Source organism: Arthrobacter gyeryongensis (assembly GCF_039543785.1).
Classification (GTDB): Bacteria; Actinomycetota; Actinomycetes; order Actinomycetales; family Micrococcaceae; genus Arthrobacter; species Arthrobacter gyeryongensis.
The window spans coordinates 309,349-329,456 of sequence record NZ_BAABKK010000006.1; the positions used below are offsets into that span (position 1 = coordinate 309,349).

Annotated in this window: 21 protein-coding genes and 2 tRNA genes; 10 read left to right on the top strand and 13 right to left on the bottom strand. The window is 62.0% G+C overall.

Annotated elements, in window-relative coordinates; all coding sequences use genetic code 11:
* Positions 1 to 385: 385 nt before the first annotated feature.
* From gyrB to ABEA18_RS05410, 7 genes are all read left to right on the top strand, one after another.
* Positions 386 to 2,461: a DNA topoisomerase (ATP-hydrolyzing) subunit B gene (gyrB, locus tag ABEA18_RS05380; protein ID WP_272909602.1), complete on the top strand. Its 2,076-nt coding sequence runs from the start codon at positions 386 to 388 to the stop codon at positions 2,459 to 2,461.
* Positions 2,462 to 2,523: 62 nt separating this feature from the next.
* On the top strand, positions 2,524 to 5,256 hold the full coding sequence (gene gyrA, locus ABEA18_RS05385; protein ID WP_345448263.1) for a DNA gyrase subunit A: 2,733 nt from the start codon (positions 2,524 to 2,526) through the stop codon (positions 5,254 to 5,256).
* On the top strand, positions 5,253 to 5,948 hold the full coding sequence (locus ABEA18_RS05390) for a DUF3566 domain-containing protein (protein ID WP_345448264.1): 696 nt from the start codon (positions 5,253 to 5,255) through the stop codon (positions 5,946 to 5,948). Before gyrA ends, ABEA18_RS05390 begins: the two co-directional genes overlap by 4 nt.
* 113 nt (positions 5,949 to 6,061) lie before the next feature.
* A tRNA-Ile gene (locus tag ABEA18_RS05395) sits at positions 6,062 to 6,135 on the top strand.
* 57 nt (positions 6,136 to 6,192) lie between these two features.
* Positions 6,193 to 6,309: a DLW-39 family protein gene (locus ABEA18_RS05400; RefSeq protein ID WP_345448265.1), complete on the top strand. Its 117-nt coding sequence runs from the start codon at positions 6,193 to 6,195 to the stop codon at positions 6,307 to 6,309.
* Positions 6,310 to 6,381: 72 nt separating this feature from the next.
* Positions 6,382 to 6,457 (top strand) — tRNA-Ala (locus ABEA18_RS05405).
* Positions 6,458 to 6,524: 67 nt separating this feature from the next.
* Positions 6,525 to 7,433, top strand: a complete 909-nt coding sequence (locus ABEA18_RS05410) for a DMT family transporter (RefSeq protein WP_345448266.1) — start codon at positions 6,525 to 6,527, stop codon at positions 7,431 to 7,433.
* Between the two features lie 15 nt (positions 7,434 to 7,448).
* Here the strand turns inward: ABEA18_RS05410 and ABEA18_RS05415 are convergent, their stop codons facing one another.
* The gene (locus ABEA18_RS05415) at positions 7,449 to 8,333 is read right to left on the bottom strand and encodes a glycosyltransferase family 2 protein (protein WP_345448267.1); all 885 of its coding nucleotides are present in this window, start codon (positions 8,331 to 8,333) and stop codon (positions 7,449 to 7,451) included.
* A 122-nt stretch (positions 8,334 to 8,455) separates the two neighbouring features.
* The gene (locus tag ABEA18_RS05420; protein ID WP_345448268.1) at positions 8,456 to 9,436 is read right to left on the bottom strand and encodes a hypothetical protein; all 981 of its coding nucleotides are present in this window, start codon (positions 9,434 to 9,436) and stop codon (positions 8,456 to 8,458) included.
* Between the two features lie 153 nt (positions 9,437 to 9,589).
* On the opposite strand from ABEA18_RS05420, the gene ABEA18_RS05425 reads away from it, so the two are divergent.
* Complete coding sequence (locus ABEA18_RS05425) at positions 9,590 to 10,132, top strand: peptidylprolyl isomerase (protein WP_236813950.1); 543 nt, start codon at positions 9,590 to 9,592, stop codon at positions 10,130 to 10,132.
* Between the two features lie 21 nt (positions 10,133 to 10,153).
* Positions 10,154 to 11,023: a rhomboid family intramembrane serine protease gene (locus ABEA18_RS05430; RefSeq protein WP_345448269.1), complete on the top strand. Its 870-nt coding sequence runs from the start codon at positions 10,154 to 10,156 to the stop codon at positions 11,021 to 11,023.
* 15 nt (positions 11,024 to 11,038) lie between these two features.
* On the opposite strand, the gene ABEA18_RS05435 is transcribed toward ABEA18_RS05430, so the two are convergent.
* The 11 genes from ABEA18_RS05435 to ABEA18_RS05485 all read right to left on the bottom strand — a co-directional run bounded on the left by ABEA18_RS05435 (position 11,039) and on the right by ABEA18_RS05485 (position 18,992).
* Complete coding sequence (locus ABEA18_RS05435; protein WP_345448270.1) at positions 11,039 to 11,509, bottom strand: SRPBCC family protein; 471 nt, start codon at positions 11,507 to 11,509, stop codon at positions 11,039 to 11,041.
* Positions 11,484 to 11,888 (bottom strand): ArsR/SmtB family transcription factor, encoded by a 405-nt coding sequence (locus ABEA18_RS05440; protein WP_345448271.1) that lies wholly within the window; start codon positions 11,886 to 11,888, stop codon positions 11,484 to 11,486. The genes ABEA18_RS05435 and ABEA18_RS05440 overlap by 26 nt, the downstream gene beginning before the upstream one ends.
* 611 nt (positions 11,889 to 12,499) lie before the next feature.
* Positions 12,500 to 13,855 (bottom strand): FtsW/RodA/SpoVE family cell cycle protein, encoded by a 1,356-nt coding sequence (locus tag ABEA18_RS05445; RefSeq protein WP_345448272.1) that lies wholly within the window; start codon positions 13,853 to 13,855, stop codon positions 12,500 to 12,502.
* A gap of 140 nt (positions 13,856 to 13,995) precedes the next feature.
* Positions 13,996 to 15,039: a cation diffusion facilitator family transporter gene (locus ABEA18_RS05450; RefSeq protein WP_345448273.1), complete on the bottom strand. Its 1,044-nt coding sequence runs from the start codon at positions 15,037 to 15,039 to the stop codon at positions 13,996 to 13,998.
* On the bottom strand, positions 15,036 to 15,398 hold the full coding sequence (locus ABEA18_RS05455; RefSeq protein ID WP_345448274.1) for an ArsR/SmtB family transcription factor: 363 nt from the start codon (positions 15,396 to 15,398) through the stop codon (positions 15,036 to 15,038). Before ABEA18_RS05455 ends, ABEA18_RS05450 begins: the two co-directional genes overlap by 4 nt.
* A 307-nt stretch (positions 15,399 to 15,705) precedes the next feature.
* The gene (locus ABEA18_RS05460; RefSeq protein WP_345448275.1) at positions 15,706 to 16,308 is read right to left on the bottom strand and encodes a DNA-3-methyladenine glycosylase I; all 603 of its coding nucleotides are present in this window, start codon (positions 16,306 to 16,308) and stop codon (positions 15,706 to 15,708) included.
* 56 nt (positions 16,309 to 16,364) lie between these two features.
* Positions 16,365 to 17,060: an alpha-ketoglutarate-dependent dioxygenase AlkB family protein gene (locus ABEA18_RS05465; RefSeq protein WP_345448276.1), complete on the bottom strand. Its 696-nt coding sequence runs from the start codon at positions 17,058 to 17,060 to the stop codon at positions 16,365 to 16,367.
* The gene (locus tag ABEA18_RS05470; protein ID WP_345448277.1) at positions 17,057 to 17,677 is read right to left on the bottom strand and encodes a methylated-DNA--[protein]-cysteine S-methyltransferase; all 621 of its coding nucleotides are present in this window, start codon (positions 17,675 to 17,677) and stop codon (positions 17,057 to 17,059) included. The genes ABEA18_RS05465 and ABEA18_RS05470 overlap by 4 nt, the downstream gene beginning before the upstream one ends.
* Entirely contained in the window at positions 17,674 to 18,189 is a 516-nt protein-coding gene (locus tag ABEA18_RS05475; RefSeq protein WP_345448278.1) for an RNA polymerase sigma factor, read from the bottom strand. Before ABEA18_RS05475 ends, ABEA18_RS05470 begins: the two co-directional genes overlap by 4 nt.
* The gene (locus tag ABEA18_RS05480) at positions 18,189 to 18,698 is read right to left on the bottom strand and encodes a methylated-DNA--[protein]-cysteine S-methyltransferase (RefSeq protein WP_345448279.1); all 510 of its coding nucleotides are present in this window, start codon (positions 18,696 to 18,698) and stop codon (positions 18,189 to 18,191) included. The genes ABEA18_RS05475 and ABEA18_RS05480 overlap by 1 nt, the downstream gene beginning before the upstream one ends.
* A gap of 42 nt (positions 18,699 to 18,740) precedes the next feature.
* Positions 18,741 to 18,992, bottom strand: a complete 252-nt coding sequence (locus tag ABEA18_RS05485) for a cell division protein CrgA (RefSeq protein WP_345448281.1) — start codon at positions 18,990 to 18,992, stop codon at positions 18,741 to 18,743.
* A gap of 310 nt (positions 18,993 to 19,302) precedes the next feature.
* On the opposite strand from ABEA18_RS05485, the gene ABEA18_RS05490 reads away from it, so the two are divergent.
* Complete coding sequence (locus ABEA18_RS05490) at positions 19,303 to 20,031, top strand: class E sortase (RefSeq protein WP_345448357.1); 729 nt, start codon at positions 19,303 to 19,305, stop codon at positions 20,029 to 20,031.
* The last annotated feature ends 77 nt before the right edge of the window (positions 20,032 to 20,108 follow it).

A 20,108-nucleotide genomic window follows, 5' to 3' on the forward strand; every position in this document is an offset into this window, starting at 1 on the left:
CCCGTGTCTGCGCATTTGCTTGAACGGCGCACAGGGGCGAGAAACCTCCCCGGACCGTACAGCTCCCTAGAGGGTGCCGTTTTGGCAGCTTGCAGATGGGGCCAGCGGCCTCCCAGAGCTACTTTCCTGATCATAAGGGCCGGGTTTTGCAAGGAACTGCGCCCAGTCACGATAGAATCGGCATAGACAACTGGGCGCCGGTGAACGTTGATTGGCTCCGCTGAACAGCAATGTAAAAGCGGATCCGCCAATCACGAAGTAGCCGGCGTTAGCAGTGACGTCCCTGTTGGCGGCTGCCGTATCCCTGTGGTGTGTCCTCACGGACGTGCTTCCTTGGTGCGGTGACGGCCGGCGACCATCGAACACGGAGGAGTCGAAAGCGCCTGTGGCTAACGACAATGCAGAGACCTTGGCAGTAGATCCCGCGAAGGAGAACGCCCATAAGCCTGACACCCCCTCGGGGTCGAAGGAGTACGGTGCGAGTGACATTACCGTTCTTGAAGGTCTCGAAGCGGTGCGTAAGCGCCCGGGTATGTACATCGGATCCACAGGCCCGCGCGGCCTCCACCACTTGGTGTACGAGGTGGTGGACAACTCGGTGGACGAGGCCCTTGCCGGGTACTGCAGCCACATTGAAGTGACTCTCCAGGCCGACGGCGGCGTCAAGGTCGTGGACGACGGCCGCGGCATCCCGGTGGACATGCACCCCACGGAGAAGAAGCCGACAGTCGAAGTTGTCATGACCATCCTCCATGCCGGCGGCAAGTTCGGCGGCAGCGGCTATGCGGTCTCCGGTGGGCTCCACGGAGTGGGTATCTCCGTTGTCAACGCGCTTTCGCGCAGGGTCGACACCGAGGTGCGTCGCCAGGGCCACGTTTGGCGGATGACCTTCGCCGACGGCGGCAAGCCACAGGGCGGACTCGTCCAGGGCGAAGAAACGGACCAGACCGGAACGTCCCAGACGTTCTACCCGGACGGCACCATCTTCGAAAGCACCGATTTCGATTTCGAAACCCTCCGCGCGCGATTCCAGCAGATGGCCTTCCTCAACAAGGGCCTGCGCATCACCCTCACGGACGAGCGTCCCGTCGCGGGAGCAGCCGACGATGACTTGGATCTTGACGCGGTTGCGACCGACGGCGAAGTGGCGGCAGAACACCGCACGGTGGTTTACCAGTACGACGACGGTCTGCTCGACTACGTGAAGCACCTGAACTCGAACAAGAAAGTGGACGTCGTCCACGAGGACGTCATCGCCTTCGAAACCGAAGACACTGAGCGGCACATCGCCGTCGAGGTCGCGATGCAGTGGACCACGGCCTATTCCGAGAGTGTGCACACTTACGCCAACACCATCAACACGCATGAGGGCGGCACGCACGAAGAAGGTTTCCGTGCCGCGATGACGTCGCTCATCAACCGCTACGCGCGCGAGAAGACCATCATCAAGGAAAAGGAAGACAACCTCACTGGTGACGACATCCGGGAGGGCCTCACGGCCGTCATCTCCGTGAAGTTGTCCGAACCCCAGTTCGAGGGCCAGACCAAGACCAAACTGGGCAACTCCGAAGTCAAGGGCTTCGTCCAACGGGTCGTTACCGACCAGCTTGGCGACTGGTTGGAACGAAACCCGGGCCCGGCCCGCGACGTCATCCGCAAGGCTGTCCAGGCGGCCCAAGCCCGTATGGCCGCCCGCAAGGCACGTGACAACGCACGTCGCAAGAGCCCCCTGGAATCCTTCGGCATGCCGGGCAAGCTGTCCGACTGCTCCTCGAAGGATCCCGCGCGCTGCGAGGTCTACCTCGTGGAGGGTGACTCCGCCGGTGGTTCGGCCAAGCGTGGCCGTAACCCCGAGACCCAGGCCATCCTGCCATTGCGCGGCAAGATCCTGAACGTGGAGCGCGCACGGCTGGACAAGGCCCTCGGCAACAATGAAGTCCAGTCCATGATCACGGCCTTCGGCACGGGCATCGGCGAGGACTTCGACATCTCCAAGCTGCGGTACCACAAGATCGTCCTCATGGCCGATGCCGACGTGGACGGCCAACACATCACCACGCTGCTGATGACGCTGCTGTTCCGCTACATGCGTCCGCTGATCGAGAACGGCTTTGTCTACCTGGCCCAGCCGCCGCTGTACCGCATCAAGTGGTCGAACGCCCCCCACGACTACGTGTACAGCGACCGTGAACGTGACGCCAAGCTGGTCTCCGGCCAAGCCGCCGGCCGTCGCATCCCGAAGGACAACGGCATCCAGCGCTACAAGGGCCTCGGTGAAATGGACTACACCGAGCTCTGGGATACCACCATGGACCCGGACCACCGCACGCTGCTGCAAGTCACCATGGATGATGCCCTGGCGGCGGACCAGACCTTCTCCGTACTGATGGGTGAGGACGTGGAATCGCGCCGGAACTTCATTCAGCAGAACGCCAAGGACGTCAGGTTCCTGGATATCTAGAGACTTCAAAGCCCTAGGAATATTCCAGTACTGACATATACCTGAAACGGAAATCATAAATTATGAGTGAAGAAACACCAGAGGTTCCCGCAGAGTCGGCCAGCGTCCCGGAACCCGTCCTTGAGGGCGATGTGCTGACCGACCGCGTGGACCAGGTGGACCTGCAGACGGAAATGCAGCGTTCCTACCTGGACTATGCCATGGCCGTTATCGTCGGCCGTGCGCTTCCGGACGTCCGCGACGGCCTGAAGCCCGTCCACCGCCGAGTGCTCTACGCGATGTTCGACGGCGGTTACCGCCCGGACCGCTCGTTCAACAAATGTGCCCGCGTGGTGGGCGAGGTCATGGGCCAGTACCACCCGCACGGTGACACCGCCATCTACGATGCCCTGGTCCGCCTGATCCAGGACTGGACGATGCGCTATCCGCTTGCGCTGGGCCAGGGTAACTTCGGTTCCCCGGGCAACGACGGCGCCGCGGCTCCGCGATACACCGAAACCAAGATGGCCCAGCTGGCCATGGAAATGGTCCGCGACATCGACGAGGAAACCGTCGACTTCCAGGACAACTACGACGGCAAGAACCAGGAACCGACCATCCTGCCGGCGCGTTTCCCCAACCTGCTGGTCAACGGTTCCTCCGGCATCGCCGTCGGCATGGCCACCAACATCCCGCCGCACAACCTCCGCGAAGTCGCCGACGGTGTGCAGTGGTATTTGGCCAACCCAACGGCGAGCCGTGAAGAGCTGCTCGAAGCGTTGCTCGTGCGCATCAAGGGTCCGGACTTCCCGACCGGTGCCACCATCCTCGGCCACAAGGGTATCGAGGACGCCTACCGGACTGGCCGCGGCTCCATCACCATGCGTGCCGTGGTGAACGTCGAGGAACTCCAGGGCCGCACGTGCCTGGTGGTCACCGAACTTCCGTACCAGGCGAACCCGGACAACCTGGCGATCAAGATCGCCGAACTGGTCAAGGACGGCAAGATCCAGGGCATTGCGGATCTCCGCGACGAGACGTCCGGCCGTACAGGACAGCGACTGGTGATCGTGCTCAAGCGCGACGCCGTGGCCAAGGTGGTGCTCAACAACCTCTACAAGCACACCCAGCTGCAGGACAATTTCGGTGCCAACATGCTGGCGATCGTCGACGGCGTACCCCGCACCCTGAGCCTGGACGCCTTCATCCGGCACTGGGTGGCCCACCAGATGAGCGTCATTGTCCGGCGGACCCGCTACCGCCTGCGCAAGGCCGAGGAAGAGGCGCACATCCTGCGCGCACTTCTCAAGGCCCTGGACATGCTGGACGAGGTTATTGCGCTCATTCGGGCCTCCAACACCACCGAGGCTGCCCGCGACGGCCTGATGGGGCTCCTTGACATCGACGAGCTCCAGGCCCGCGCCATCCTCGACATGCAGCTCCGCCGCCTTGCCGCGTTGGAACGGCAGAAGATCCAGGACAGGCACTCCGAGCTGGAAGCGATGATCACCGAGTTCAACTCGATCCTGGCCTCCGAGCAGCGCCAGCGCGACATCATCAGCCAGGAACTGGCTGAGATCGTGGCCAAGCATGGTGATGACCGCCGGACCCACATCCTCATGGGCTTCGACGGTGACATGTCCATGGAAGACCTCATCCCCGAGGAAGAAGTGGTGGTCACCATCACCCGCGGCGGATATGTCAAGCGCACCCGCAGCGACAACTATCGTTCCCAGCAGCGAGGCGGCAAGGGTGTCAAGGGTGCACAGCTTCGCGGCGACGACGTCGTGGAGCACTTCTTCGTCACAACAACCCACCACTGGTTGCTGTTCTTCACCAATTTGGGCCGCGTGTACCGGGCCAAGGCGTACGAGCTTGCCGAGGCCGGCCGCGACGCCAAGGGACAACACGTGGCCAACCTGTTGGCCTTCCAGCCGGACGAGCACATCGCCCAGGTCCTGGACTTGCGCGACTATGAGCAGGCCCCGTATTTGGTGCTCGCCACCAAGAACGGCCTTGTGAAGAAGACGCGCCTGGAAGACTACGACACCAACCGCACAGCCGGCGTCATCGCCATCAACCTTCGCGATGAGGACGAGCTTGTCTCGGCGCAGCTTGTGTCCGAGACGGACGATCTCCTCCTGGTTTCCCGCAAGGGCCAGTCGATCCGCTTCACAGCCACCGACGAGGCACTGCGTCCCATGGGGCGCGCCACCTCGGGTGTGACCGGCATGAAGTTCCGCGAAGACGACGAACTCCTCGCGGCCGACGTCGTCCAGGACGGCTCGTTCGTGTTCGTGGTGACCGAAGGCGGATATGCCAAGCGCACCGCCGTCGAGGAGTACCGGCTCCAGGGCCGTGGCGGCCTGGGCATCAAGGTGGCCAAGCTTCAGGAAGAGCGAGGCGACCTTGTCGGTGCGTTGATCGTCAATGAGGAGGACGAAGTTCTCGTGGTCATGGAAGGTGGCAAGATTGTCCGCTCCGCCGTGGCCGGTGTTCCTGCCAAGGGCCGTGACACCATGGGCGTCATTTTCGCGAAGCCTGACAAGAACGACCGCATCATCGAGGTGGCCCGCAACAGCGAACGCGGCCTCGAGGAGTCCGACGAGCACGGCGAGGGCCCAGACGACGCCTCAAGCGTCAATAGTGTCGAAAATCCCGCCGGAGGAACGTCCGAGGCGGACGATGACGTAACGTTGGCTGCAAACGGCGGCGCCGATCAGGCGACCGTGACGGCCGAATCGGGATCGGCCGCAGGATCCGGCAATGGGTCCGGCGTCGAGCTGAACGAAGACAACACCGGAGGTAACGAGTGAGCAATTCGGACTCATATCCCAAGCCGAGTACGGGTGTCCCTGGAGGATTGCGGCAGCCGTCGGCTACTCCGCGGGTAGACGCACCGGCCCGTCCCCAGCAGCGCCCTGCGGCATCCGCTTCGGGTGCGACAGGAACTGGCGCGGAGAGGGTCCCGGGTCAGCGCCCGGCCGTGCCCGGTCAGCGCCCCGCCGTCCCAGGCCAACGTCCCGCAGGGACGCAGCGCCCGGCGGGCCAGCGCCCCGCGGCGCCCGGCCAGAGGCCCGTGCAGGGCCAGCAGCGGCCAGCCCCCGGGGCTCCGGGGCTTGTGAAGCCGGCACCCAAGGCGAAAGTCCGCCGCGCCCGGCTGCTCGTCAGCAAGGTTGATCCGTGGTCCGTCCTGAAGATGGCGTTCCTGTTGTCCGTTGCCTTGGGCATCGTGACTGTGATCGCGGCGATCGTGCTTTGGACCGTCCTGGACCTCACCGGCATTTTCAACCAGGTGGACAGCCTTCTGGGCACTCTGGCAGGCTCGGAAAGCGGTGGCTTCGAACTCAAGAAGGTCGCATCGCTCGGACAGGTTGCCTCCTTCGCCACCATCATTGCCGTGGTGAATGTTGTTCTGCTGACTGCCCTGTCCATGTTGAGCGCCGTGCTTTATAACATTGCCGCAACACTCGTGGGCGGCATTGGCGTGACCCTCACCGACGACTAGCCCAAACGGTCGGAAATTGAGGGAAACTGCTGGAAAACAGTGGTGAAAATACCTCGATTTGAGATCGGGCCGGGATGTGCTGTAAAGTCATGTCTCGGCCCGAAGAGGTATCGGGGCGTATAGCTCAGGCGGTTAGAGCGCTTCGCTGATAACGAAGAGGTCCCAGGTTCAAGTCCTGGTACGCCCACGGAACCTGCACAGGTTTTGATAAAGGCTCGGGAAACTGAACCGGAACGGGGTGCGTGTGAAGAAGTTGCTCTTAGTCGCAGCTGCAATCGCAGGCGTCCTGCTCTACAAAAAAGTGCAGGAAACCGAAGCCCAGAAGACGGTCTGGAGCAAGGCAACCGACACGGTTGACTAGCGAAGGCGCCCAGTCTGGAAATGGTGAAAACCATCGAAGGAACTAGGGTAGTATGGATGGGTTGCTTCTTATGGGGGCATGGCGCAATTGGTAGCGCACCTGCTTTGCAAGCAGGGGGTTCGGGGTTCGAGTCCCCGTGCCTCCACCATAAGAAAGAGTCCCGGTCAGAAATGACCGGGACTCTTTGCTTTAAGCCGCCCCACTAAGGTTGAAATGTGAACTTTATTGTTGCTGCTTTGGGTGTGCTCGGCGTCGCATCTTCCGGACCCCTCATCGCCGGAACGCTTGGAGCTACTTCCGTCACCGCACTGGCCATCGCCTTCTGGCGCAACGCAATCGCCGCCGTCGTGATGGCCTCGCCGGTCCTGGTCCGTGAACCGCGCCAGTTCCGCAAGATCACCCGCAAGGAGTTCACCTGGTCTGCTGTCGCAGCAGTGGCACTGGCCTTCCATTTCGCCTGCTTCATCACCGCGCTCCAGCTCACATCAGTCGCAGCCGCCACCGCCTTGGTCTGCCTGCAATCTGCATGGATCGCCGTTTTCCAGCTCCTCCGCGGCACCAAGCACCGCTGGCCGGTCCTCGTGGGCCTGGGTATCGCGCTGGGCGGCGTCGCGGCCATCACGGGCTTCGATATGGGATCCTCCCCGAAAGCCCTCCTTGGTGACATCCTGGCCCTCGCCGGAGGCGCGCTGGCCGGCCTGTATACCTTGGCCGGAGGCAAAGCCCGCCAGAGCATGGGCATTGGAACGTACACGACGCTTTGCTACGGGATCTGCGCGGCCATCGTCGCCGTGCTGGCGCTCACGGGCAGCCAGCCGCTTGTAGGGTTCGACGCCGGCGGATGGCTTGGGATCGTGGCCATCACCGTGTGCGCACAACTGGTGGGGCACACCGCCTTCAACCATCTCCTGGCGACCATGAGCCCGCTGCTGGTGTCCATGATCATCCTGCTGGAGATTCCGGGCGCAGCCCTGCTCGCTGCGGTCTTCCTGCACGAGACCCTGCCGGCCGGTACTTACGCAGGACTCGCTTTGATCCTGGTTGGACTCGCCGTCGTCGTCGCTGGTCAGCGGCGCGGCAAAGACGATGTTGAAGGCAAGATCGCCGAACTCGGTACTGACTGAGCTGTATTCGCGCGGCTACAGGCCGCCGCGGCGGACGCCCTGGCCCGCATTGGCCGTGTGGATGGCCCGGAGCAGCTTGGCCGGGAAGTAGACGGAGAAGAACACCACCATGGGGGCCTTCAGGGCCATCTTCTTGACGTTGTGGGCCTTATAGGTGCGGTCGAAGCGGGTCACGTAATAGCGGTAGTCGCGCGGTGAATCCTCGAGCCTGCGCGCAGACATGCCCGACACCATCTGCGGCCAGTACTGCACCCTCAGGTCGTGGTCGGCAAGATGCAGGGAAAGATCGATGTCCTCATGCATCTCGTCCCTCTCATCCAGGCAGGTTTCCTCGCGGATGGTTTCCCAGGCGGAACGGCGAAGGGCCATGTTTGATCCAAAAAGGAAGTGGTACTGGTGCTTCGCAAGCCGAAGCATGAGCTGGCGCATTTTGTCGTCGGCCTTGAGTCCGAATCGACGCATGGGCATGTCGTAGTAGACCACCGGACCCGTTGCCGCCTGCACGGAGGGATCCGCGAAAGCCTTTTGCACCTGCTCAACCCAATCGGGTTCCACAACGGAGTCGGCATCGATCCGGCCGAGGATATCCGACGTGGCGCTATTGAGGCCAAAGTTGCGTGTGGGGATGAGTCCCTGCGCCTCGTCCTGGCTCAGCAGGATGATGGGGCTCTCCGGGTATTCCTGCTGCATCTGCTGGACGATCTGTGCAGTGCGGTCCGTGGACCTGTTGTCCACCACGATGATCTCGTCCGCAGGTACTGACTGGTAAATGGCCGCGATGAGGCATTGCCGTATGACGCTTTCCTCGTTGTACGCCGGGATGATGATTGAAACGCTCGGCTTCACGGGTGCGACGGCTGCGCTGGTGGCTGCATCTACGAAAGATCTATCGGCTGGCATCCCCATAAATCTAACATCAGGGCGGTGTTCCTGGAGGAAGCCTCCGGTGACAAGTGGCCAAACAATTGAAGGGACCCCGGCGAACCGGAATCCCTTCAACGTGGAGCGAATATGGCCTTCGCCTAGGCCTCGTGCTTGCCGGCTTCGTCCGTGGCTGCTTGGTCCTTGGCCGCTTCGTCCTTGTGGAGGCTGGCGGCGATGTTCTTGACCGCGGTCTTGGCGTCGGTTGCCACCTTGGCTGCAGTCTCCGTAGCGTCCTCGACAACGTGCTTTGCCTTCTCGGCTACGATTTCGGCTTTGTCAGCTACGTTGAGTTTCACATCGTCAACCGTGTCAGCTACCTTGGTGGCGGCCTCGTTGGCCTTGTCGGCAACTTTCTCGGCTGCCGCTGCGGCCGGGACAGGTGATGGCGTAACCGGAACCGGAGTCTTCCACGGGTCCTCCACCGGGCGGCTGGCCTTCCACGCGGCGACGCCGGCCGCGGCAGCTGCTGCGACAATCGTGAAGATCAGAAAACCACGCTTTTTGGGCTTGCGGGTCTTGGCGAGTTCTTTCGAGACTGTTTTTGATGCTTCCCCGGCAGCGGCTTTCAGCTGGGCCCCTGTGGCTTGTGCTTGTTCCTGCAGATTGTGAACCACTCCCGAGTCCACCAGCTTCTGGGCGACGGCGTCCACCTGTGCGGGCGCGTTCTCAAGTGCCTGGTGGACCACCACGGAGGCTTGCCCGAGCTGCTCTGAGAGCTTGGGCAGGTACTCCTCAACAACTTTGTCCCGGGCGTGGCTGAGCGCCGGGGTGGCTTTGTTAAGTGCTTCCTGGATCTTGGGTGAGGCGTCCTCGACAACGTCGTGGATCCTCGGTGCGAGGTTCGCCAAGCCTTCCTGGAGCTTCGGCGTGACGGTTGCGACGCCGTCGGCGAGGTTGTACGCAGCCGACTTCAGGCCTTCCTGAAGCTTCGGCGAAGCGGTGTCGATTCCGTGCTGGATGCGGGGAACCGCCCAGTTCACAGCTGCTTCGACGCGCGGTGTCGCCCAGTCCTTGGCATTTTCGACACCATTCACAACGGTGTGTTCAAGTTCGCGGGCAATCCGGTCCGATTTCTTCACAACTACCTCCCGATCAACATGCTCGTTTGTTGTTAGCCTACGTCGCTTGTTCGGCACCGGCTATTCATCCAGCGGATTCATAGAAGATTTCACCTAGCGCGGAACCGCCTTCCTGGCCGCCCCGGCGTTGACCCTGCGTGAAACAATGGCGATATGACCATCGCAACCGCAAAAGCAACTTTCCACACGAGCCTCGGTGACATCGTGGTTGACCTCTTCGGCAACCACGCGCCCAAGACGGTCGCCAACTTCGTTGGCCTGGCCACAGGCGAAAAGTCTTGGACGCACCCGGAGACCGGTGAAGACAAGACCGGTACCCCGCTGTACAACGGCACGATTTTCCACCGCATCATCAAAGACTTCATGATCCAGGGCGGCGATCCCCTCGGTCGCGGCATCGGCGGACCGGGCTACAAGTTCGACGACGAGATCCACCCGGAACTCAACTTCAACGCCCCTTACAAGCTGGCCATGGCCAACGCCGGCGTGCAGATGGGCAAGGGCACCAACGGTTCCCAGTTCTTCATCACCACGGTCAACACCGACTGGCTTTTCGGCAAGCACTCCATCTTCGGTGAGGTTGCTGACGAAGAGTCCAAGAAGGTTGTGGACGCGATCGAGGCTGTCCGCACGGGCATGGGCGACCGCCCTGTTGAGGACGTCGTCATCAACAGCATCGACATCGTCCAGCTCTGATCCCCGTCGCCTGAACAGCATATGAGTTACGGAATCCCGGCGGCAGAGCCGTCAGCAGACATTCCGGTGTGCCCCAGGCACCCGGACAGGCCCTCCTATGTACGGTGCCAGCGTTGCGGGCGCCCTGCATGCCCCGAATGCCAGCGGGCGGCCGCCGTCGGGTTCCAATGCATTGACTGCGTCAATGAAATGAAGCGTTCGACGCCGGTGGTGCGCTCCGCCTATGGCGGCGCCGTCGTGACCGGCCGCCCCTTGGCGACGTACATACTTATCGGGTTGTGTGCCCTGGTGTACGTGCTGCAATGGCTGATTCCCGGCGGTGTCGTGGAGAATCAACTCGCTTTCGCGTCCGTCTACGCCGCTCCGCAATACGGGGCCTTCGAACCTTGGCGGATGCTGACCAGCGCTTTTGTTCACTCCCAGGGCTTTGTGCTGCACATTGTGCTCAACATGTATATGCTCTGGATTTTCGGCCAGGTGCTGGAGCCGGTCCTGGGGCGCATCCGCTTTTTGGCCGTTTACCTGTTGTCCGCCATTGGCGGCTCTGTCGGCTTCCTGCTTCTGACGCCTGTTTTGCCTCCCACTGGAGTGGAAGGTGCGTCCGGCGCGATCTTCGGCCTCTTTGGCGCACTGTTGGTAGTTCAGAGCCGGCGCGGCGGAGACACCCGGCAGCTGTGGATCCTTATTGCCATCAACGGCGTGATCGGCTTCGTTGTCCCCGGCATTGCCTGGCAGGCCCACTTGGGCGGCCTTGTTACGGGAGGCTTGTGTGCCGCCGTGATTGCCTTTGCTCCGCGTGGACCGCGCCAGGCGCTGTTGCAGACCGCCGGAATGGCCCTGGTGGCCGGAGTCCTGGTCCTGGCCACCGTCCTTCGGGCCACGGCGGGCTAACAGCTCCTTAGCTCTTTACCCCAGGAGCTCCTCCAAGCGGTCCATCGACTCTTTGATGCCCGCATCCATGCCGCTGGCTACTGCCATGTCCCGGGCCTCCACCGAGGGAAACACGGAACGCTGCACCACACGTGTGCGGCCTCCGAGGTCTTCAAACCTGGTGGTGTCCAACGTGACTTGCCCAGGGGCGCCGTCGAATTCGAAGGTCTGGATGATCCGCAATGGCTCCTGGACCTCGTGGAAGACCCCACGGAAACCGAACTCGTTGCCTTGGCCGTCCACATGCGTATAGCGGTAGCTGCCGCCCGTCCGCGCGTCGTAGGATTCCAGGCGCATTTCCAGGCGACGCGGACCCAACCATTTGACGACGAGTTCGGGGTCCGTGAATGCCTGGAACACGCGCTCCGGTGCGGCGTCGAAGTCGCGGCTCGTGTCGATGAACGGCGTGCCCGCCGCGACATCAATGGTTGTTGTGTTGGTGCTCATTGTCCTTCTCCTTTTCCGGATTGTCCTTTTGGGTTGTGCTGGCCAATAGTTCGTCCAGTCGGGCGAAACGTTCCTCTGCCTGAAGACGGTAGTTCTCGATCCACTCGGTCAAGGGACCCAGCGCCGCGGTGTTCAAGTGGCAGGGACGGCGCTGCGCTTCCCTGCTCCTCGTGATGAGCCCCGCGCCCTCGAGCACTTGTAGGTGCTTGGAGATGGCTTGGAGGGTGACCGTGAAGGGCTGGGCGATCTCATTGACAGTGGCATCGCCCAGGGCCAACCGTGCCAGGATCTTGCGCCGGACAGGATCGGCGAGGGCCATGAACGCCCTGTTGAGCTGGTCTTCCGGATCCAGCACCGCTGTACCCATCGTGTCCGGCATGCGTCTCCCCTGCCTGGCTTCTGGCTCAAGCGTTGCGGGTTTCGAAGTCTTCCGCTGTTCTCAAGCAGATGGTTTATCAACTAGTTCATTGAATAATGTCAGCGTAAAACTGTGCGCTGAGTCCGTCAAGACCCTTGGATATGTTTTCCACAGGGGTTATCCACAATGTGCGTAACTTACAAGGGTGTAGTTCGATCGAGAATGGACTCTTTGGAGCGAGATGGCGGGGTCTGTGCTTTCCTCTGGGGATTAACGTCCACACCTGTGGATAACTTTTGCCCAGGTGCCTGTGGGTATGTGGATAAGGTGTGCATTTTCCGGGCGCGTGTGGACAACCTCACCCGTGGCAAGCGCAAGAGCGCAATATCAACAGAGTTATCAACACTGTTAATAAATCACAAGGCTGTAGTTCTGTGTTTTTCCTGCACCTTGAGGCCCGCCGTTCTGGGAGTTTTCCACTCTGTGGGCACAGCTTTTCCCCAACTGTGGATAACTTGTGGGTAGCTGCCTGTTGTTAAGTGTGTAACTACGGTTCGAGCTACAGGCGCCGGATCACGGCTACCGCCGCACAAGATTCACGTGGTGGTGGCAGCCTGAATCGCGGACAGGCGTCAGACCGGAACGTGATCGGTCTGGGAAGCGACCGTCTGGGGCCTGCGGGCGGCGTCGCTGATCCGCAACAGCAGGGCGACGATGATCCAATTGGCAAGGAGGGAGGACCCGCCCGCGGAGAGGAACGGCGTCGTCAGCCCAGTGAGGGGAATAAGGCGAGTGACGCCGCCGATAATGATGAAGCACTGGAGGGCCATGGAGAAGGCCAGCCCACAGGCAAGGAGCTTCCCGAAGGCATCCCGGATGCCCAGTGCGGCCCGGAATCCCCTCGTGAAAAGCAGCAAATAGAGGAGAACGATCGCGAACAGCCCGATCAGGCCGAGTTCTTCACCGAGGGAAGCGATGATCATGTCGCTGTTCGCGAAAGGCACCAGGTCCGGGCTTCCGAGCCCTAGACCTTTGCCGATCAGGCCGCCGTCGGCCATTCCGAAGAGCCCCTGGACAATCTGGGCGCTGCCTCCGGGGAAGCGGGTGAAGACCTGGGGGTCGAAGGCATTGATCCAGGCGTCAATGCGCAAGCCGACATGGGAGAAGATCTTTGCTGCCGCGTAGCCGCCCAAAAGCATGAGCACGACGCCGAGGACGAGCCAGCTGGCCCGGCTCGTGGCAACGTAGATCATCACGATGAACAGTCCGAACAGCAGTATCGACATGCCGAGATCGTGCTGGAAGACCAGTACGCCTACGCTTGCTGCCCAGGCGGTGATCATCGGCCCGGTGTCCTTGATCCTGGGGAACTGGAGGCGTCCGAATTTCCTGCCGGCCAGCAGGATCAAGTCCCGGTTGGAGGACAAGTAGCCTGCGAAGAAGACGGCCAGCGTAATCTTCACGATCTCGCCGGGCTGGAACTGCAGTGAACCGAGGCGTATCCAGACATTCGCGCCGTTGATGTCGCCGGCCGAAATGCCCGGCACGAGGGGAAGGATAAGGAGGGCGGCGCTGACCGCAAGTGCGATGAAGGTGTACCGGCGCAAAAGCCGGTGGTCCTTCAGCAGCCACAAAACGGCGGCCGCGACCAGGACCGAGACGATCGTCCATGTGAGCTGATTGGCCCCGGCAGTCGTACCGTTTGAGGCATCCAAGCGGCGGATCATGGCAATGCCGAGGCCGTTCAAGGCCACCACAATCGGGAGGATCACCGGATCCGCATACCTTGCCTTGAACCGCAGGACGACGTGGAAGATCGCGGCCAGCGCCGTCAAGGTACCGGCCTGAAGCCAGAATCCAACGTCGAGGGCTTCTTTCTTGTCGACGCTGGTCATTGCAAGGGCACCAATGCCGACCCCAAGTGCCAGCACCAACAGCACCATCTCCACGTTTCGGCGAGGCTTCGCCAGAATCGCTTGCTGGCTCATGGGCATCTTCTTTCGTGGATCTGGGGCGGCCGGCGGGTCCGGTTCGATGCCTCAAGATCGGGTCAGTGGCTCAACATAAGGTTCAGTGGGCCATCATAGCCGCAGCGGCTGGGCGGCGGTTGGGAACAGGATCCGGTCGATCAGCGGCCAGCTTGCGTAACGGTCTGTATCACCATGTCGTCGAGCTTAGGCAGCGCGCGCCCAAGCCGATGCCTGGCCTGGCCTACAGTTTCTTCCACCGCTGACAGCGGCGCGTTGGCGACGACGATCGTTGCCGCGCCCTGGAGGCGATGGCCGACCCAACGCAGTTGCAGCTTCGGCACGGAGAGAACGCCGGGCGTCGTTTTCAACGCCGCCTGGGCGCTGTCGAGCAGTTCGGGTTCTATACCGTCCATCAGTCGTCGTCCGATGCTGCGTACCGTGCCCCAGAGCAGGACGATGATTGCCGCTGAAATCATCAGGCCGACAATCGGGTCCGCCAAAGGGAAGCCGAGCATCACGCCGCCGGCTCCAAGCACCACGGCGAGGGAGGTGAATCCGTCAATGCGTGCATGCACGCCGTCAGCGACCAATGCAGCGGAGCCGATCTGCCGGCCGACCCTGATCCGATAAACGGCCACAATTTCATTGCCAGCAAAGCCAATGAGTCCTGCCGCAAGTACCCACCACAGATTGTGCAGGGGTTGCGGATGGAACAGGCGATCGATGGATTGCCACGCGGCGACCACTGCCGAAAGCGCGACCACGCCGACAATGAACAGTCCGGCAAGGTCCTCCGCCCGCCCGTATCCATAGTTGTAGCGTCGAGTTGCCGCGCGACGTCCCAGAATGAATGCAATCCACAGTGGCACTGCGGTGAGTGCGTCCGAAAAGTTGTGGATGGTGTCAGCCAGCAACGCGACGGAGCCGCTGATCAGGACTACCAGGAACTGCAGGACGGTGGTGCCAAGGAGTATGAAAAGACTGATCTTCAGTGCCCGGACGCCGTGTGTACTGGACTCAAGGGCATCGTCGATTGAATCGGCGGCATCATGGGTGTGCGGGACAAAAAGCTCATACAACCACCCCTTGAGACCCTTGTGATGCTCGTGGGAGTGTCCGTCATGGTCATGGTCATGGTCATGGTCATGGTCATGGTCGTGCACGTGGTGCTCGTGATGACCAACTTGCTGGTGACCGCTCATGCTGATTCCTGTTCTGCGCGGTGGTGTGCAGGAGTACCGCCCAAGGCGTGTTCTGCTTGGAATATTGCATCCGCGACCAACTGGCGGGCATGCTCGTTCTCGAGACGGTACATGACCCTGGTTCCGTCCTGTCGCGTGGAAACCATTCTCGCCAAGCGCATTTTGGCAAGGTGCTGCGACACTGCAGCCGGGGACTTCCCGACGAGGTCCGCCAGCGCTCCGACGGCCATTTCGCCGTTCCGGAGCGCGAGGACGATCCGGACCCTCGTGGCGTCAGCCAGCATCGCGAACACTTCTACAGCCAATTCAACGTATTGGCTGTCGACGCCCAGCGAGCAAGTACTCTTATCTGCATTCATATGCAGATTCTTTCACATATCCAAGCCAAACCCACATGGAGGGCCCGGGATGGCGAACCGAAGGCCGATGAGGCGCAGCGATCGGCGGGGCCAGAATGAAGTTCTCAATACTTCGGGAGTGAACTCTCAGTGAACCCGCGGACACTATCCACAGCCTTGTGCACACTGGGTAAAACCACAGGTCCAAGGCGTGAGGGCATGATTATCACCTGAATGTCGGGGATCCGGGCTTCATGTACATGGATGTCCACATGAATTGTCCACAGCTGTGGATAAAGTTACGAACTTCTGTGGAAAGCGGTGGGTATCAGAGCCAAACTCCGGAGCTGCCCCGACGGTGGCTGTCAAGAAGATGGGTATCGATCATCCCGATCGCCTCCATCAGCGCATACATGGTTGTGGGGCCCACGAAAGCGAAGCCCTTCTTACGCAGGGCCTTGGACAGAGCAACTGACTCGGGCGATTGTGTAGCGACGTCGGCAAACGTACGCGGTTCCGGCGTCGACTCCGGTTGGAACGACCACACGAAGTCCACCAACCCGCCCTCGCTCCGCAAAGCGATGGTGGCCTTGGCGTTGGTGATGGCCGCACGGATCTTAAGGCGGTTGCGCACGATTCCCGAATCCTGCATCAGGCGTTCGACGTCGGCCTCCGTGAAAGCGGCGACGCTTTCAGGGTGGAAGTCCAGGAAAGCGGACCGGAATGCCTCGCGCTTGCGCAAGATGGTGGCCCAGGACAGGCCCGCTTGGAATCCCTCGAGGCTGATCCGCTCATACAAGCCCCGTTCGTCCCGGACGGGCATGCCCCACTCGTGGTCGTAGTACTCGCGCATGAGTGGGTCAACGGATGCCCACGGCGGACGCGCAAGGCCGTCGTCGCCAATGATGGTGCCGTTCTCGGGCGGGTTCATAGGTGTTCCTTCACAGGGAGCCGGGCAAAAGCTGTTGCTGACATTGTGCCCCCGTCCTACGACATTCCCGTGACACGCATGGTGATGTTGATTCGCCCCCGCGGCAGCCCGCAGCCTTCGGGAGCCGTTCCGGGGAGAACTTTGGTGACTCCGTGGTACGCAAAACGGGATGCTCCACCGAACACGAAGAGGTCTCCTGAGGAGAGTTCGACGTCGGTATACGGCTTGGTGCGCGTCTCCGTGTTTCCGAAGCGGAAGACGCAACTGTCTCCGATGCTGAGCGACACCACAGGGGCCCGGGACCTTTCATCCTTGTCCTGGTGCATCCCCATCTTTGCGGCCTCGTCGTAGAAATTCACCAGCGCAGTGTCCGGCGTGTAGCCGGCGGCTTCGGCGGCGTAGCCATGGGCCTCGAAGAGCGCCTTGCGGCCCAGACGCACCATCCAGTCAGGAAAGTCGAGGACCCGCCGCCCGTTGACGTCAAAGGCCTCGCGCGTATAGCGGTAGGGCTGCCAGTGCCAGCCGAGGCAGACCGTCCGGACGGACATCGGGTGCCCGCCTGGAAGGACGGCGGCGCGCAAGGGGACGGGACCCCGCGTCCATTCTTCGAAACGGGCTGCGATCCACTGTTGCTGCTCAAGGCTCAACCAGCCCGGAACGTGCACCGCGCCGGGCGCGATCTCCCGGGGACCGGCGTCGGGCGGGTCCGGCAACTCAAGCGGAAACAGCGGTTCTGTCCACCCTGAACTCATGCTGCCTCGAGCGCCAACAGGGTTCGTTTGGCTTCCGTGCCGCCGAGGTAGTTGCCAAACGATCCATCGGATTTCACCACCCGATGGCAAGGAACAATCACCGGCAACGGGTTGGTGGCGCAAGCAGTGCCGACGGCGCGCACGGCTCGCGGACTTCCGGCCGCCAAGGCCACTTGCGCGTAGCTTTCCGTGTGGCCGTAGGCGATGTGCGGCAAGTGTTCGAGGACGCTGAGGCGGAACCCGCGCGAAAGGCTGAAATCCAGGGGCAGGTCAAACTGGTGCCGGGTCCCGGCGAAGTATTCGTCCAGCTCACGGGCGGCCGGATCGAGGCGGCTCGCTGAGAAAAGGATCCGCGGACTGAGCTTTTCAGCGAGCAGCTGCAATACGGCGTCGTGGTCTTCCACTTCGAATGCCACGCGCACCATGCCGCGCTCGGTGGCCGCAAGGAGCAGCTTGCCGATTGGGGAATCCACCGTGCGGTAGGCAATGTCGAGGGCGTGCTCCTCCGCTGCAGCCGCTGCGAGGCGGTCATGGAGCCGCCGCATGACAGCCGGCTCCACGGAATCGAGGGGTGCGAGGAGTTCGGAGACGTCCGGTTCGTCGTGGTGGATGGTCATGGGGTTTCTTCTTTCACGTAGCTCAAGGAGCTGTCAGTGTTTTCGGTGAGGATGGCGCGCAACGCCTTGACGCCGTCGGCTCCCGCTCGACGCGCGGCGTCGGGGGTTCCGCCGAGGAGCCCGGCGACATCCTTGTAGGGGAGCCCGGCGAGGTAGTGGTACGCCACCGCCCGGCGCTGCTTCGGCGGAAGCTGCCCGACGGCGTCGAGCACGTCCCGGTGGCCGTCGCCGGGGATTCCGAGTCCCGATGGTCGCACGGGCAGTTCGTCCACCGGAACCGGCTGGCGGTTCCTGGAGCGGACGATGTCGATGGATTTGCGGTGGGCGATCGTCACGAGCCAGGCCTGGACGTTGGCACCGGCCGGAAGTTCCGGGTAGGCCTTCAATGCGGAGAGGAAAGTCTCGGACCAGCCGTCTTCCGCGTCGTGGACGCCGAGAACCGCGCGGCACACGCGCAGGACCGTGGGTCCGTGCTCCCGGACGACCAGCTCGAACGGCTTCTTCGGCTCCATTAGAAGAGCTTGCTTTCCTTCGCCGCGGCTGGTTCTTCGAGTTCCAGGAGGAACCGTTTGTTGTCGAGGCCGCCAGCGTATCCGGTGAGCTTACCGTCGCGCCCCACAACCCGATGGCACGGGATGATGATGCTCAATGGATTGCGGCCAACTGCCGAGCCGACGGCCTGGGAAAGGTTGCGATCGCCCAGTTCAGTGGCCAGTTCTCCATAGCTGACGGTATCCCCGTACGGAATTTCCTCGAGCCTTGCCCAGACCCGCCGCTGGAACGGATTTCCTGAAGCCTTGAACGGCACGTCGAACACGGTCCGCTCGCCAGCCAGGTATTCGCCGAGTTCAACGGCAGTTTGCTGGAACAGGGGATCCTCGGCCGGGACGGCTTCACCGAAGAACTCCGAAGGCGGCATATGCCAATGACCCTCGAAGAAAATGCCGGTCAGCTGATCGTCCCGGGCAGTCAGTGTGAGCCTGCCCAGCGGGGAATCAATCGTTGTGTGCCTGGTGGTCATGTGTAGTAGACGCTGCAGGCGGCGGAAATGTGAGGTCGCCGCTCAGGAACGCCAGCGCGTGGTCATGAGGAAGCCGACAATCGCGATGCCGAAACCTGCCACGATGTTCCAGGACGCCCATGCGGCCACGGGAAGCTGGCCGCTGGTGATGTAGAAGGTGATGATCCACAGCAGGCCGATGATCATGAGACCGAACATGACTGGCTTGTACCAGATGGGGTTCGGTTTGTACTGCTGCGTGGCGGCCGCTTCGGTGGGGCGGGCGGCCCTCTTGCGGGGCTTGGACTCGGGCACGGTTCCTCCTTGGCCGGCTGAATGAAAGGCCGCGCGCCAGCTTGATATCCTGCAGGAAGGAAAATTCCAGCGGTCAACGCGCACGCGGCAATTCCGGGGTTCGTTCTAGCAGTCAAGTCTAGCCGGATTTCGGGGGCTGCTCGTCGTCGGGCATCCGCGCCTGCAAAGAGGAGATCCAGTGGCGCAGCAGCAGACGCAGCAAGCCGCTGCCGTGCCGGACGACGGCACAGGAACCGGCGCGGAAGGTTCCGGCCCTGCGGGACACAAGCCGCGCTCGGCGAGGCGCAAGGGACGGCCAAGCACGGGGAATATCGTACGCAAGATCGTCCAGATCGTGGGCGAGTTGCTCGTCACCGCGGGACTCATTCTGCTGCTCTTTGTGGCTTGGGAACTGTGGTGGACCAACGTCGAAGCCGACGCCAAGCAAAGCCAGGCCGTCCAGGGTTTTGCGAAGAGTTTTGCGGGACCTGTGGCGCCTGTTGCCCCTGCCAACCCTGCCGCACCGCCGGACTACGGGAAGCCCGTGGTTGCCGAGGCTCCCGAGCACGGAGGCATGATCGGCATCATGTACATTCCTCGATTCGGCACGGATTATTCGCGGCCCATCATCGAGGGAACCGGTTCCGACATTCTGGACACGCTGGGCCTTGGCCATTACGGGACCACAAGCATGCCGGGAGCCCCGGGTAACTTCGCCGTCGCGGGGCATCGCCAGACACATGGTGCCGTGCTGGACAACATCCATCTCCTGGTACCGGGCGACAAGATATATGTGCAGACCAAAGACGGTTACTACACATACGTTTTCCGCAACAACCAGATCGTGCTGCCTTCCCGGACGGACGTCCTTCTTCCGGTTCCCACACAGCCCGGTGCGACGCCCACCGAAAGCTACTTGACCATGACCAGCTGCAATCCGCGCTTCGGTGCGCAAGAACGCATCATCGCTTACTCCGTTCTGGAAAGCTGGCAGCCGGCATCCGCCGGGCCACCACAGGACATCGCTAAGCAAGTCGCCCAAACGGCCGGAAAGGGTTAAGCCATGTACGGATGGATCTTCCGCCACCTTCCGGGACCCCTCTGGGTGCGTATCCTGACATCAGCGGCCCTCGTGGC